The 14066-nt window shown below is 46.3% G+C and carries 11 protein-coding genes and 1 tRNA gene; 11 read left to right on the top strand and 1 reads right to left on the bottom strand.

Annotated elements, in window-relative coordinates; translation table 11 throughout:
- Positions 1-25: 25 nt before the first annotated feature.
- The 5 genes from ACXAH6_RS02495 (at position 26) to ACXAH6_RS02475 (ending at position 8677) form a co-directional block, all read left to right on the top strand.
- Positions 26-1444 carry a glycosyl hydrolase 53 family protein gene (locus tag ACXAH6_RS02495; RefSeq protein WP_474875051.1) on the top strand — a complete coding sequence of 473 codons (1419 nt, stop codon included), beginning with the start codon at positions 26-28 and terminating at the stop codon, positions 1442-1444.
- Positions 1445-1590: 146 nt separating this feature from the next.
- A complete protein-coding gene (gene trhP, locus ACXAH6_RS02490) occupies positions 1591-2952 on the top strand; it encodes a prephenate-dependent tRNA uridine(34) hydroxylase TrhP (RefSeq protein WP_474875050.1) in 1362 nt (453 codons plus the stop codon).
- Between the two features lie 197 nt (positions 2953-3149).
- Positions 3150-4415 carry a transcription termination factor Rho gene (gene rho / locus ACXAH6_RS02485; RefSeq protein WP_474875049.1) on the top strand — a complete coding sequence of 422 codons (1266 nt, stop codon included), beginning with the start codon at positions 3150-3152 and terminating at the stop codon, positions 4413-4415.
- Positions 4416-4531: 116 nt separating this feature from the next.
- Positions 4532-5830 (top strand): amidohydrolase, encoded by a 1299-nt coding sequence (locus tag ACXAH6_RS02480; protein WP_474875048.1) that lies wholly within the window; start codon positions 4532-4534, stop codon positions 5828-5830.
- 36 nt (positions 5831-5866) lie between these two features.
- A complete protein-coding gene (locus ACXAH6_RS02475) occupies positions 5867-8677 on the top strand; it encodes a hybrid sensor histidine kinase/response regulator (protein WP_474875047.1) in 2811 nt (936 codons plus the stop codon).
- On the opposite strand, the gene ACXAH6_RS02470 is transcribed toward ACXAH6_RS02475, so the two are convergent.
- Positions 8637-9557 carry a LysR family transcriptional regulator gene (locus ACXAH6_RS02470; protein WP_474875046.1) on the bottom strand — a complete coding sequence of 307 codons (921 nt, stop codon included), beginning with the start codon at positions 9555-9557 and terminating at the stop codon, positions 8637-8639. The genes ACXAH6_RS02475 and ACXAH6_RS02470 overlap by 41 nt on opposite strands.
- Before the next feature lie 234 nt (positions 9558-9791).
- On the opposite strand from ACXAH6_RS02470, the gene purE reads away from it, so the two are divergent.
- The 6 genes from purE (at position 9792) to ACXAH6_RS02440 (ending at position 13909) form a co-directional block, all read left to right on the top strand.
- Positions 9792-10283 carry a 5-(carboxyamino)imidazole ribonucleotide mutase gene (gene purE / locus ACXAH6_RS02465; RefSeq protein ID WP_474875045.1) on the top strand — a complete coding sequence of 164 codons (492 nt, stop codon included), beginning with the start codon at positions 9792-9794 and terminating at the stop codon, positions 10281-10283.
- Entirely contained in the window at positions 10280-11419 is a 1140-nt protein-coding gene (locus ACXAH6_RS02460) for a 5-(carboxyamino)imidazole ribonucleotide synthase (protein WP_474875044.1), read from the top strand. The genes purE and ACXAH6_RS02460 overlap by 4 nt, the downstream gene beginning before the upstream one ends.
- An 81-nt stretch (positions 11420-11500) precedes the next feature.
- Positions 11501-11576: transfer RNA gene (locus tag ACXAH6_RS02455), tRNA-Thr, on the top strand.
- A gap of 114 nt (positions 11577-11690) precedes the next feature.
- Complete coding sequence (locus tag ACXAH6_RS02450) at positions 11691-12173, top strand: copper chaperone PCu(A)C (protein ID WP_474875043.1); 483 nt, start codon at positions 11691-11693, stop codon at positions 12171-12173.
- A gap of 133 nt (positions 12174-12306) precedes the next feature.
- Complete coding sequence (locus tag ACXAH6_RS02445; RefSeq protein WP_474875042.1) at positions 12307-12780, top strand: Dps family protein; 474 nt, start codon at positions 12307-12309, stop codon at positions 12778-12780.
- Positions 12781-12811: 31 nt separating this feature from the next.
- On the top strand, positions 12812-13909 hold the full coding sequence (locus ACXAH6_RS02440; RefSeq protein ID WP_474875324.1) for a PQQ-dependent sugar dehydrogenase: 1098 nt from the start codon (positions 12812-12814) through the stop codon (positions 13907-13909).
- Positions 13910-14066 lie beyond the last annotated feature (157 nt).

Here is a 14066-nt window from a genome sequence, read left to right as displayed (position 1 = left end):
ATTCGCAGGACACAGGGGCAAGAAAATGAAACCATTTTTAATGGGTGTATTGGGTGCAACCACATTGTTATCGTCAACTTATGCATGGGCTAATGCGAAAGGGGCGGATATTAGTTGGATCACTGAAATGGAAGCCAACGGTTTTCAGTTTTATAACGATAATGGCGTTGAGCAAGATGTGATTAGCATTTTGCAAGATCATGACTTTGATGCCATTCGACTGCGGGTTTGGGTGAATCCCGCTGACGGATGGTATAGCAGCATTGACGATGTTGTAGACAAAGCCGTGCGTGCGAACAACGCAGGCATGCGTGTGATGATCGACTTTCATTACAGTGATACTTGGGCAGATCCGGGTCATCAAACCAAACCAGCAGCGTGGGCCGGCTATGATCTCGATGGCTTGATGTCATCGGTGTGGTGGCATACTTACGATGCACTGAATGCAGTAAAAAATGCTGGCGTCACCCCTGAATGGGTGCAAATTGGTAACGAAACAAATAACGGTATGCTATGGGACGAAGGCAAAGCCTCTGAGAATATGCAAGCTTTTACATGGCTGGTGAATTCGGGCCACGATGCAGCCAAAGAAGTGTTTCCCGACACTAAAGTGATTGTGCACCTAGCGAACTGTCACGACAACGCGAATTTTCGTTGGATCTTTGATGGCTTAAATGCCAATGGCGGAAAATACGATGTGATTGGGGCGTCGAATTACCCAACTAATGTTTCTGGCTCAAGCTGGCAAACCGTCAATTCAGAGTGCTTGAGTAACTTGAATGACATGGTTACTCGTTACAACAAAGATGTGATGATCACCGAAATTGGGGTGCCTTGGGATAACGCTGACGCTGAAGGCATTGTTAAAGACATGATAGATAAACTTGAGACGGTCACTGATGGGCGGTCATTGGGTATTTTCTATTGGGAGCCGCAAGCACAGAATTTCAATGGTTATACGCTAGGGGCATGGAACCCGAATACTGGTAGACCTACCGGCGCGTTAGACGCGTTTATTGATACAGCTTCTTATACCAGCAGAATTCGCTCGCGTATCAGCGACCGTTGTATTGATGTGAATGGTGCGCGTTTAGCGAACGGTGAAGACATTCTGCAGTGGACGTGTCACAACAATGCGAATCAACAATGGGAGCAAATCAGCACTGGCGATGGCTATGTACAACTTAAAGTGCAACACAGCGGCCTGTGTTTAGATGTAGAAGGAGCGAGCTCTGCCGACGGCGCCAATGTTATTCAATGGTCGTGTAAATCTTCTTATAACCAACAATTCTTAAAAGAAGACATGGGTGATGGATTTTATCGCTTGCGCTCACGTGCCACGGGTAAATGTATCGATGTGAATGCCCAAGGTACGAATAATGGTGACAGTATTATTCAATGGAGCTGTCACGATGGATGGAATCAACAGTGGAAAGATGATTAAGTTTTTATACCTCGTTTGATTAATCGTGGTTTAAGCAGGCACACCCACATGCCTGCTTTTTTTGTTTCAGTTGATCTCGATTAATAAAACACGCGGCGCCCTTGCTTACAATTTCGGTTTTTATCAAAACCGGAAACATCACATCCATGCAAAAGCCTGAGCTTTTATCGCCCGCGGGCACTTTGAAAAACATGCACTATGCCTTCGCCTATGGCGCAGATGCAGTTTATGCGGGCCAACCTCGTTATTCATTACGCGTACGCAATAATGAATTTACGATAGATAAATTGCGCGAAGCACGACAAATTACCAGCAGCATGGGAAAGCAGTTGTACGTTGTAAACAATATTGCTCCGCACAACAGTAAACTAAAAACCTTTATTCGCGATCTAACACCTGTTGCAGAGTTAAAACCTGATGCCATGATCATGTCTGATCCCGGGCTTATTATGATGGCACGTGAAGCATTTCCAGAATTGACAATTCACTTGTCGGTGCAAGCCAATGCGGTTAACTGGGCGACGGTAAAGTTTTGGCAGCAACAAGGGATCAAACGTGTCATTTTGTCTCGTGAGCTAGGATTAAGTGAAATAGAAGAAATTAGACAGCGTTGCCCTGATATTGAGTTAGAAGTGTTTGTTCATGGCGCGTTGTGCATGGCGTATTCAGGGCGCTGTCTTTTGTCTGGCTATATCAATAAACGCGATCCAAACCAAGGGGCATGTACCAACGCGTGCCGCTGGCAATATGACATGCAGCCAGCAAAAGAAGATGATGTGGGGCAGTTTGTGCCTGATCATGCTCTGCCTACATTAGGGCAGGGCGGCCCGACTGACGCCGCCTACTTGCTGACTGAAGCCATGCGGCCCCATGAACAACAGCCGGTGTTCGAAGATGAGCATGGCACTTACATTATGAATTCAAAAGACTTGTGTGCCATTGAACATGTGCATGCATTAACGCAAATTGGTGTCGACTCTTTAAAAATAGAGGGGCGCACTAAGTCGTTTTATTACTGCGCTCGTACTGCACAGGTATATCGCAAAGCTATTGATGCGGCCGCTGCTGGCTTACCCTATGATCCTGAATGGGCATATGAACTCGGGCATTTGGCGAATCGCGGTTATACCGACGGTTTTTTACAACGCCATCGCCACGATGCGTATCAGCAATACGAACGAGGTAGTTCAGAATGCACAACGCACCAGCTAGTGGGTGAAGTGATTAGCGCTCACGCTGACGGAGAATGGTTGGTTGATGTAAAAAACCGCTTTAATATTGGCGATAAGCTTGAAGTCATGACACCAACAGGCAATGCTATGATGGTATTGGATTATATGTGTGATGAAAAAGGGCAACCGCTTGTTGTTGCGCCCGGAAGTGGTTATAAAGTAAAAGTCACCGTACCCAAAGGGCTATCAGCCGATGACGCAATATTATTGCGTGTTATCGACACAGAAGCCGCATTGGATACCGAAGAGCAAGTGGCGTCGTGTGCATGTAAATAGATATTATTCTGAGTAAATGTAATTATTTTTAACATTCACTGGGAAAAGGCTGGACGAGTATGGTTTATGGTGCTAACGTAGGAAGAGCTAGTTCAAGCTACACTCTTACTTGCCCGCACCGGGCCAACGAACCCTGTTCAAATTAACTGAAAGACATAAGTCCGAAAAGACCAAGTTTCTAACAAAGACCCACCAGTATGAATTTAACTGAACTTAAGAATAAACCAATTAGCGAATTGGTTGGCCTGGCCGAGCAAATGGGCCTGGAAAACATGGCACGTGCCAGAAAACAAGACATCATCTTCTCTATCTTGAAAGCACACGCGAAAAGTGGCGAAGATATCTTTGGTGATGGTGTACTCGAAATCCTTCAGGACGGCTTCGGCTTCTTAAGATCAGCAGATTCTTCGTATCTTGCTGGACCTGATGATATTTATGTATCGCCGAGCCAAATTCGACGTTTTAACTTACGCACCGGTGATACGATTGCCGGGAAAATTCGTCCGCCTAAAGACAGCGAACGTTATTTTGCCCTGCTAAAAATCCGCGAAGTTAACTTCGACAAGCCAGAAAACTCACGTAACAAAATCCTCTTCGAAAACTTAACACCACTGCATGCAAACTCACGTTTGCGTATGGAGCGCGGTAATGGTTCTTCTGAAGATATTACGGCACGTGTACTCGACTTGGCTTCGCCTATTGGCCGTGGTCAACGTGGTTTGATTGTTGCTCCGCCAAAAGCGGGTAAAACTCTACTACTGCAAAACATTGCGCAATCTATCGCAGCAAATCACCCTGAGTGTGAACTGATGGTATTGCTTATCGATGAGCGCCCGGAAGAAGTAACTGAGATGCATCGTTTGGTGCGTGGTGAAGTGGTTGCATCAACCTTTGATGAACCGGCAAGCCGTCACGTACAAGTTGCTGAAATGGTAATTGAAAAAGCCAAGCGTTTGGTTGAGCACAAAAAAGACGTGGTTATCCTGTTGGATTCAATCACGCGTCTGGCTCGAGCTTACAACACCGTTATTCCTTCGTCAGGTAAGGTACTTACTGGTGGTGTAGACGCTAACGCATTGCACAAACCTAAGCGTTTCTTCGGTGCTGCGCGTAACGTTGAAGAGGGTGGTAGTTTAACTATTATTGCTACTGCACTTATCGATACTGGTTCTAAAATGGACGAAGTTATCTACGAAGAATTCAAAGGTACAGGTAACATGGAATTACACCTCAATCGTAAGATTGCAGAAAAACGTGTATTCCCTGCTATCGACTTCAACCGTTCTGGTACGCGTCGTGAAGAGCTATTAACGGCTCAAGACGAACTACAAAAAATGTGGATCTTGCGTAAGATCGTTCATGAAATGTCAGAAATTGACGCCATGGAGTTCTTGATCAACAAGTTGTCTATGACCAAGACGAACGATGAGTTCTTTGATGCGATGAAGCGTCAAAAGTCATAATTAACATCATCTTAGAGAAAACCGCTGCCGTGATTTTCACGCGCAGCGGTTTTTTTTTATTTCAGGCGCAAAGTACGCTACTGTAAACAAAATAACGATAACAGTGGATACTTTACATGCGCACATCTTTGAGTTTGCTCTCGCTTCTTTTTTGTTCAACCTTCGCGTTGGCGAATGACGCACTTGTCGATAAGTTAAGTGATCAGGTTGAACCTGACGTAATCAAATGGCGTCACCATTTTCACGAATTCCCCGAATTGTCGAATCGCGAATTCAATACCGCGAAATATGTGGCTAAGTACCTAAATGAATTAGGGTTAGAAGTAACAACCGGTGTGGCGAAAACCGGTGTAGTAGCGGTATTAGACAGCGGTAAACCTGGCCCAACGGTGGCGTTACGTGCCGACATGGATGCGTTGCCGGTTCCTGAACGCGTCGATTTAGACTGGGCCTCTAAACAAACATCTGAATACGATGGTAAAACAGTACCTGTGATGCATGCCTGTGGTCATGATACCCATATGGCAATGTTAATGGGGGCGGCAAAAGTGCTTACCCAAATGAAAGGTGAACTACACGGTAAAGTGAAGTTTATCTTTCAACCCGCGGAAGAGGGCGCGCCTCCGGGTGAGAAAGGCGGTGCTGAAGTGATGGTTAAAGAAGGGGTATTGAAAAACCCTGATGTTGATGTGATTTTCGGTTTGCACATCAGTTCAAATGCCGATGTGGGGACGATTCGCTATAACGCCGGAGGTACGATGGCAGCGGTAGACCCATTCAAAATTGTTATCCACGGTAAACAAGCCCATGGTGCGTACCCTTGGAAAAGCGTAGATCCTATTACCACAGCGGCACAAATGATCATGGCGTTGCAAACTATTGTTAGTCGCGAACTGAAACTGATCGACGACGCAGCAGTGGTGACCATAGGTTCTATCCACGGCGGCAACCGTTCGAATATTATTCCCGAAAAGGTGGAATTAGTGGGCACCATCCGCACACTTAACCATGCGGCAAGAGAACATGTGTATGAAGCGATGGAAAGAAAGGTCAAAACTATCGCCGAAAGTATGAGAGCCGAAGCCGAATTAACACTTCCCTTAGACTACAATTACCCGATAACCTATAACGACCCCGAATTAACGGCGCAAATGTTGCCAACCGTTGAACGCACAACCGGTAAAGGTAAGGCAATTTTATCTAAGCCTGTCACTGGAGCGGAAGATTTCGCTTTTTACCAAGAACAAGTACCAGGCCTGTTTATGTGGTTAGGTGGCAAACCTTTAGCGGTATCTGAAGCTGATTCTCCGGCACACCACACGCCAGAGTTCTACGTTGACGATGAGGGAATGAAATTGGGTGTGAGAGTGCTAACTAACCTCACGCTAGACTACATGGCACAACACACACAATAGTGTACTGGTATTGAAAGCAGCTTAACGGGGATTTTCGTGACGTCAGAGAAGAGTTTATCGCCGCTTTTTGTCACGTTGACGTTAGCTGCTATTGGTGCGTTAGTTAATATGTTTCCGGGGCCTTTCCACAGTGAAGGGCTAACGGTTTTTGGCACAACCGCAGCCGTTGTGGTTGCACTGGCGTACACGCTTCCTTATACCGTTATTGCGGCTGTTTTTGTTACGTTACCGATGTGGCAAGTTCACGCCGATTGGCTTGGTGTGGTGCTGCTGATATTACAGCCCTTACTGATCAACATATTCGCGCAACACAAAGATATATTTAGCCCGTTAAAAACGGGGATTGGGTTGTGGAGTGTGTTGGCCGTACCGAGTTTGGCGGTACATTATTACGACCCAAATGTACTGGCTTTTACTCCCATAGTCACCGCGGTTGCGCTAACGTGGAACAGCGGGTTATTTGCCGTACTTACAGGGCATTTGTGTTACTTGGCCGTGTCTGAAATTAGGCGGCACAATATTATCCCTGTGTTTGGCATTCAGTCGTTATTACAGTATTTCTTCGCCGCTATTTTTTTCTTTGCTGTGTTATTAGTGACTTATATTTACGTTGGGCATTTTCAAAGCCAGCAGTTTACTCAAATCAATCGCTATTTGTTGCAGCGCACCAATGTATTAACAGAGCAAATCGATGGCTTTATGGCATACCATCAAAGCGCAATGAATACCTCGGCAAACTTTATTTCGAGTTTGCAGCTAACTGACCCAACACATTCACCGATGAGTGAAGCCGCACTGACAAATCTTGCGAAAAACTACCCGCAATATTTAACTTTTCTAGTCGCCGATAAGCAGGGTGAGATCACCTTCGCGTATCCACAAGGTATGGTCGAAAAAGCAAGATCGCTCGGCCGCTCTAATGTGGCTCATCGACCTTATTTTTCAGAGGTGATGACGTCGAAAAGCGCTTTTATCTCTGACGTATTTCAGGGCCAAGGTTTTGGGAACGACCCCATTGTTGCTATATCTGCCCCTATGTTTAACGCGCAAAATGAAGTCGAAGGGATAATCGAAGGGTCGTTGAGCCTGTCGAGCTTTTTTGCTTTTGAGCGACAAAACTTAGATGGCTTCTCGCTCTTAATTCAAGATCAAAACCGTCGGGTGATATACAGTTCTCAAACTCTTGGACTTGCGCCACTGTCGCAACCCGATATTGGGGTTTGTATGCAACGAGCCTGTATGCGTGAAGCCGTGTTCAATGGGAAACGTTGGTTAATGGCGCAAGTTCGCGTGGCAGAAACAAATTGGACGGTGAATCTTTTCTACGATTATGAGCGCTTTAGTCTTTTAATTGCCGAATATTTAATGACGGCGTTAATGATTTTATTTGCACTCATGCTGGTGGGGCTAGTTGCTGGGCATGCGGTTTCGTTAATTTTGGCTAAGCCGATTTATGCCCTAATGCAGCAGTTTTCCACATTTGACCCCGTTACTTCGAAATCGGTTGTGATCGAACATGAAAGTACCATTCATCTACGTGAAATAGACACGTTAATGGAAGAGTTTTCAGAGTTACAGCATCGGTTAACGGGGGCTTTTCACGATTTACATGAAGCCCGACAAAAAGAAAATGCATTGAACCAAGCATTAGAACGACTGAACTTAAGTTTGTCAGAACGGGTTGCAGAGAAAACCGCGTCGCTGGCTCATGCATTGGAGCAGGCTGAATCAGCCAGCATTGCGAAGTCTCAATTCTTGGCAAATATGTCTCACGAAATTCGTACGCCAATGAACGGGATTATCGGGACATGCGAGAACTTACTCGACAAATCTTTGCCAACTGATGTTGAGTCTAAAGTTGGCGTTATTGTGCAGTCTGCATCGAGCCTGTTATTGATTCTCGACAGCATACTCGACTGGTCGAAAATTGAAGCGGGTAAAATGTCCTTAGATGTACAGCCCTTTTCGGTCGCCAGTGTACTGAAAGCCGGGCATGAACTTCATAAACACGCCGCCATTCGGAAAAACATTACCCTCGATATTGAACTGTCGCCACAGCTGCCAGAAATCGTATTAGGTGATGCGGGTAAAGTGAGCCAGATACTGAATAATTTGTTGAGTAATGCTGTGAAGTTTACGCAACAAGGCGGCGTGACATTACGCGCAGATTATCAAGATAATCAATTATGTGTTGATGTGATCGATACGGGTATCGGGATCCACGAACATCAGCAAGCCCATATTTTTGAGCAGTTTGAACAGGCAGATAGTTCGACAACTCGCTTATTCGGGGGAACCGGGCTTGGCTTGGCGATTTCGAAAAAGTTAGTAGAGCTGATGGGCGGGCAACTTCAGGTTACCAGTAGCCTCGGGGAAGGGAGTTGCTTTTCTTTCTCATTGCCTTTGGCTATATCAGATAAGAAGACGTCAGATTTAACGCTGCCGCAAACGACTCTGCCAGCAGGATTAAAAGTGCTATTAGTAGAAGACAACGATATTAATGCTGAGATTGTTATTGATATGCTGTCGAGCTTGAGGGTGAAGTCAATCCGTGCGAGGAACGGGAAAGATGCCCTCGCGGTACTGGACAAGTTTGCTATTGATGTAATCTTGATGGATTGCCAAATGCCGGTGATGGATGGTTTAGAGGCCACTCGTCGCATTCGTCAGCGAGATGACGCCATTGCCAATATTCCCATTATTGCGCTAACGGCAAATGCTTTTGCCGAAGACCGAGAGGCATCGATAAAAGCAGGCATGAATGGACATCTTAATAAGCCCATTCGCAAAGGCCATCTTGTAGACGCTATTTACCAGCAATTGAATGCGGTAAATCCGACACATTGATGGTTTTCTGGTTGATAAGTGACTCTCTAAACGCTTGCGCGGCCAAGCTAATAGGCCGTTGTTTTACGGTGACAACATGCCAATGAGTGATTAACGGAAAATCGACAACGTTGAGCACTTTTACACTGTTCGGAGCGGCTTGAGCGAGTGTGTGTTCCGATAAAATGGCCAAGCCTAATCCTGACGCAACTGCAAGGCGAATGGCTTCGTTACTCTCGATAACCATGGCATTGTCAAATTCGATATTTTTCTCATCACAATAATCTTGCAGCGCACGACGGGTGCCACTGCCTTGTTCTCGCAACAAGAACTTTTGATGTGCGAGATCTTTTAAGGTGCAATTGTCGGGGCCGTCATAATGGTTGGGCGCAATGACAACCAAACGATTAGACGTAAAAGGAACGGCTTCATAGATTGGGTCGCTCGGCGGCAAGCTAAATATATACAGGTCGTCACGGTTGTGATTGAGACGATCTAAAATGTGCGCTCTATTCCCGACGGTAAACCGCACATCAATATTCGGGTGTGATTGGCAAAAAGGGCTAAGCAAAGGCGGCAGAACGTATTTAGCCGTGGTTACTACCGCTAATTTAAGACTGCCCACCTCTACACCTTGTAGCGCGCGAATGTGACTATTGAGTTTATCTTGTGAACTTAATACTTCTTGCGCACATTGGTAAACGGCTTTACCCGCTTCGGTTAGCTCTATCTGGCCTTGTGAATGCTCAATTAGCGGTAACCCTACAATACTGGACAACTTCTTTAGTTGCAGCGAAACGGTCGGTTGAGAAAGGGAAAGTGCCGCTGATGCAGCGGTAACAGAGCCGCTGTCAACAACGTGTTGAAACACTTCTAAAAGCCGAAAAGTTAATGAATTCATAGCGGTCTATGTTTTATTAATACTAATTTGATAATAATCCTTCTTTTATGTTTGTAAATGTTAAAAGTGATTTTTGGGACGAATGACACCTGATTGCGACTAGTCTAAGGGGCCAAAGTTTACGCTGAAGGTGGCGTATAATCGGGTTTTTATAGGCTTTGTTGGCGTTTTGAGCTACAATCGCCCGCTTTCTGGTGCTTACACAATTCACGCTTATCCTAATCGGAGCAAAGAATGGCAAAAGTCGCAATCGTGATGGGGTCAACCTCTGACTGGCCCACCATGCAGGAAGCCGCTAAAATGTTAAAACGTTTTGGCGTAGAGTTCGAAGCCAAAGTGGTCTCGGCTCACCGAACCCCAAACCTACTCGTAGAGTTTGCTGAAACCGCCGAAGAGCAAGGTTTTAGCGCGATTATCGCAGGAGCAGGTGGCGCAGCCCACTTACCCGGTATGATCGCAGCACACACACACCTCCCCGTATTTGGTTGCCCGGTAAAATCTCGCGCGCTAAATGGCCTAGATTCACTCTTATCAATTGTACAGATGCCCAAAGGCGTGGCAGTAGGTACATTGGCAATTGGTGAAGCTGGTGCTGCAAACGCAGGTTTATTAGCTTCTCAAGTGGTTGCTTTACAAGATGAGCAAGTGCGCGAGGCGGTAAAAGCTTTCCGCAAAGAGCAAACTGAAACCGTGTTGGCGAATGCGAACTTGGAGCTTGATGAATGAGAGTCTTGGTCTATGGCGCAGGGCAGCTTGCCCAGATGATGTATCTGGCGGGCAGTCCATTAGGTATTGAAGTACAGGCAGTGGACGTAGCGAATGAAACCGTTGTTCACCCCGTCAGTAAGCAATCTTTGGATACCGCTTTGTCACAGGCCATTGAATCTGCCGATGTACTCACGGTGGAATTCGAACATGTTCCTGAGCACCTTCTCGAACAAGCGGCAAAAACCGGTAAATTGCACCCAGACATCGACTCGATCCTCGTGGGTGCCGACCGGGTACGTGAAAAACGTTTATTGACCAGCCTCAACATTGCTAACTGTGATCACCGCATCGTTACTGATCTCAGTGAACTTGATGCTTGCGTTGATGCGTTAGGCGACAAACTTATACTCAAAGCGAGCCGTGATGGTTACGATGGCTATGGTCAATGGCGTTTAACCGATATTGCTCAACTAGATGAGTTGAAAAAGCAACAGGCTTCACTTGACCTGATTAGTGTTCCGCTTGTGGTTGAGAAAATGCTGAACTTCGACCGTGAAGTGTCGGTTATTGGTATTCGCGGTAAAAATGGTGAAGTGCGAGTTTATCCGATCACTGAAAACCTGCATTACCAAGGCCAACTTCATGTATCTGTTGCTCCTGCAATGAATGTGGATGAGGTGCTGCAACAAAAAGCAGAAGCCATCTTTACCACATTGGCTGAAGGCATGAATTACGTTGGTGTGCTCGCCGTTGAGCTATTCCAATGTGGTGATGAGTTGTTGGTTAACGAACTTGCACCACGAGTTCACAACTCTGGCCATTGGACACTAAGCGGCAGTGATACCAGCCAGTTTGAGAATCATTTACGTGCAATTGTGGGGTTACCATTAGGCGATACCACTGCTCGTTCACCCAGTGCGATGATCAATGTGATTGGTTGTAGCAGTTTTTCTCGTGACCTATTGGGCATTCCCGGGTGCCATTTGCATTGGTACGGCAAGTCAGTACGTGAAAAACGCAAAATGGGGCATATTAACCTGTCGGCCGCAACGTATGCCGAGTTGGGTGAAAAAATGGACAAGTTAGCAACGTATTTGCCAACGGAATACTTCCCAAAACTGCTCGTTGAAGCGAAAAAGTTAAAAAGCGCTTAATTTCTTAAATTATGCGCTTGACATGTGGCCGCAAAAACATAGAATGGCGGCCGCTGTTAACGCAGCAGCACGAAATAGTGTGCCGACTTAGCTCAGTTGGTAGAGCAACTGACTTGTAATCAGTAGGTCGCCAGTTCGATTCCGGCAGTCGGCACCATTTCTCCTTCCTCATCGTTGATCTATCCCATGTAATCCTTTATTCGTCATAACAATGACATGTTGTGGTGATGCTTTTGCTATATGATGTTGTAAAACCTCCTGAGGATGCACAATGGCAAAAACGAGGCATACATTGGCAATTAAGCGCGTTTTGGCCGCTCTGTTACTGTGCGTTGCCCCCTTGTCACCCTTTGCGAATGCGGCCGAACTCAATGTGACCAATGCTCATGCGCGCGAAACCTTTGCATTGGCAACTACGGGAGCCGTGTATTTCACTCTCGTAAATCAAGACGAATCTCCCATTGCTATTACAGCCGTGTCGGTCAGTACCGAGTTGGCGGCTGCGGCGCAGATGCATTACACCGAAATCGACGGCGATATCATGAAAATGCGTCATGCTGCGTCCCCCGTAGTGATTAATCCTAGTCAGAAATTTGAATTTAAACCCGGTGGTTATCACGTTATGTTGATAGGGCTAAAAGCGCCGTTGAAAGCAGGTGACGTATTCGAACTAACGTTAACGCTAGATGATGGCAGTCAAAAACAATTTCCGGTTATGGTGAGTGCGGAAGCGAAAGCGCATACCCATCATTGATTGATTTTTTTAGATTGATTTGAATGGCCTCGATTTGTATTTTTTACAGTCAGTTCCCTTGAAAAGTAATCCAATCGATGCCAATTTCCATAGTAACAGTAAGTTTTTATTTCAATAAGTAAGGAGTTCAACAATGAGTACCATTGATATCGGTATCGCAACTGAAGACAGAAACGCAATCGCTGACGGCTTAAAGAAGTTGCTAGCTGACTCTTACACGCTTTACCTACAAACACACAATTTTCATTGGAACGTGACGGGTGCACAGTTCCGCGAATTGCATTTGATGTTTGAAGAGCATTACACCGAATTAGCAACGGCGGTTGACGATATTGCAGAGCGTATTCGTACTTTGGGTGTTGCAGCGCCAGGAACGTATAAAGCGTTTGCTGAACTAAGCTCAATTGAAGAAGTTGACGGCGTACCGGCCGCTTCTGAAATGGTACGTTTGCTCACGCACGGTCATGAGCAAGTGGTAAAAACTTGTCGTGCGGCACTGAAAACCGCACAAGACGCCGACGACGAATCAAGTGCGGCCCTGATTGGCGATCGCATGCGCGTTCACGAGAAGACAGCGTGGATGCTTCGCGCTATGCTAGGCGAGTAAGCACTCGACTAACACAGGTACAATAATGACAATGTCTACTTTCAAGCGCGCCATGCTGAGCATGTGCGCGCTTTCTACCGTGAGCACAAGCGCCCTTGCCGACGATGTAATGGTGAATGAACTGGCTACTGGGCTTGATCATCCTTGGGGGATGACATTCTTACCTACAGGCGACATGCTCATTACTGAGCGCAAGGGGCAGCTCCGCCGTTATTCTTTTGCTACGGGCCTTAGTGAGCCGATTAAAAATGTACCCGCTGTTGCTGCTGTGAATCAGGGAGGCTTACTCGATGTGATTGCCGACCCTGCCTACATGCGCAACCAAACGGTTTATTTTTGTTATTCACGCCCGACGGAAGGCGGTAGCAGCAACGCCGTGGCTAAAGCGACCTTTGATGGCAGTGCGTTACAGAATGTAGACGTGATCTTCACCGCAGATTCAGTGGTAAACAATGGCTTTCATTTTGGTTGTCGGCTCGCGTTCGACGCCAATAATAACTTGTATGTGGCACTAGGTGACCGATATAAGTATATGAAAGAGGCACAAAATACCGACAATCACTTTGGCAAAGTCGTGCGTATAAAGTCTGATGGCAGCGTGCCTGACGATAACCCGTTTGTGGATGGCAAAGCGCCAGAAGTGTTTACTTATGGCCATCGTAATGTACAAGGCTTAACCGTTCACCCTGAAACCGGTGATGTTTGGGCGATGGAACATGGGCCTAAAGGCGGTGATGAAGTTAATTTACTCAAGAAAGGCCACAACTATGGCTGGCCAGTGATCACCTACGGTATTGATTACAACGGCGAGATTATTTCAGACAAAACCCATCAGGAAGGCATGGAGCAACCTGTGCTTTATTGGGACCCGTCTATTGCGCCTAGCGGCATGACCTTTTACGCCGGCGGGCCATTTAGCGAGTGGAAAGGTGATTTATTGGTAGGCGCTCTTAAGTTCCGTCATTTACGTCGAATAGAGATGAAAGACGGCAAACCAGGCGCACAGCATGAATACCTGAAAGATCGCAACGAGCGTATTCGCGATGTTGAAGTAGGGCCGTCTGGGATGATTTACGTGATCACCGATGAAGACAATGGCAAGCTATTACAGCTCATGCCCAAACCATAAAAATGCATTGAAAAAACAAAAGGGCCTGTCGATATACAGGCCCTTTTTTATGTGACCGGTCGCGAAGCGACAGAACACCACGGGTTTACCCGTGGATGAATGAGTCCGAGGCCTGTATGCTACGAAGATGGAAGTACGAGTCTCATCACATGGTTTA

The organism is Alteromonas sp. ABE4_545 (assembly GCF_056161325.1).
Note: the sequence above shows the minus strand (reverse complement) of the source record. Positions and strands in the feature narration are given on the sequence as shown.

Excerpts from the sequence above, each read along its gene's own strand:
- ACXAH6_RS02495 (WP_474875051.1), top strand. The coding sequence starts at position 26 with ATGAAACCATTTTTAATGGGTGTATTGGGTGCAACCACATTGTTATCG.
- trhP (WP_474875050.1), top strand. The coding sequence starts at position 1,591 with ATGCAAAAGCCTGAGCTTTTATCGCCCGCGGGCACTTTGAAAAACATG.
- rho (WP_474875049.1), top strand. The coding sequence starts at position 3,150 with ATGAATTTAACTGAACTTAAGAATAAACCAATTAGCGAATTGGTTGGC.
- ACXAH6_RS02480 (WP_474875048.1), top strand. The coding sequence starts at position 4,532 with ATGCGCACATCTTTGAGTTTGCTCTCGCTTCTTTTTTGTTCAACCTTC.
- ACXAH6_RS02470 (WP_474875046.1), bottom strand. The coding sequence starts at position 9,557 with ATGAATTCATTAACTTTTCGGCTTTTAGAAGTGTTTCAACACGTTGTT.
- purE (WP_474875045.1), top strand. The coding sequence starts at position 9,792 with ATGGCAAAAGTCGCAATCGTGATGGGGTCAACCTCTGACTGGCCCACC.
- ACXAH6_RS02460 (WP_474875044.1), top strand. The coding sequence starts at position 10,280 with ATGAGAGTCTTGGTCTATGGCGCAGGGCAGCTTGCCCAGATGATGTAT.
- ACXAH6_RS02450 (WP_474875043.1), top strand. The coding sequence starts at position 11,691 with ATGGCAAAAACGAGGCATACATTGGCAATTAAGCGCGTTTTGGCCGCT.
- ACXAH6_RS02445 (WP_474875042.1), top strand. The coding sequence starts at position 12,307 with ATGAGTACCATTGATATCGGTATCGCAACTGAAGACAGAAACGCAATC.
- ACXAH6_RS02440 (WP_474875324.1), top strand. The coding sequence starts at position 12,812 with ATGTCTACTTTCAAGCGCGCCATGCTGAGCATGTGCGCGCTTTCTACC.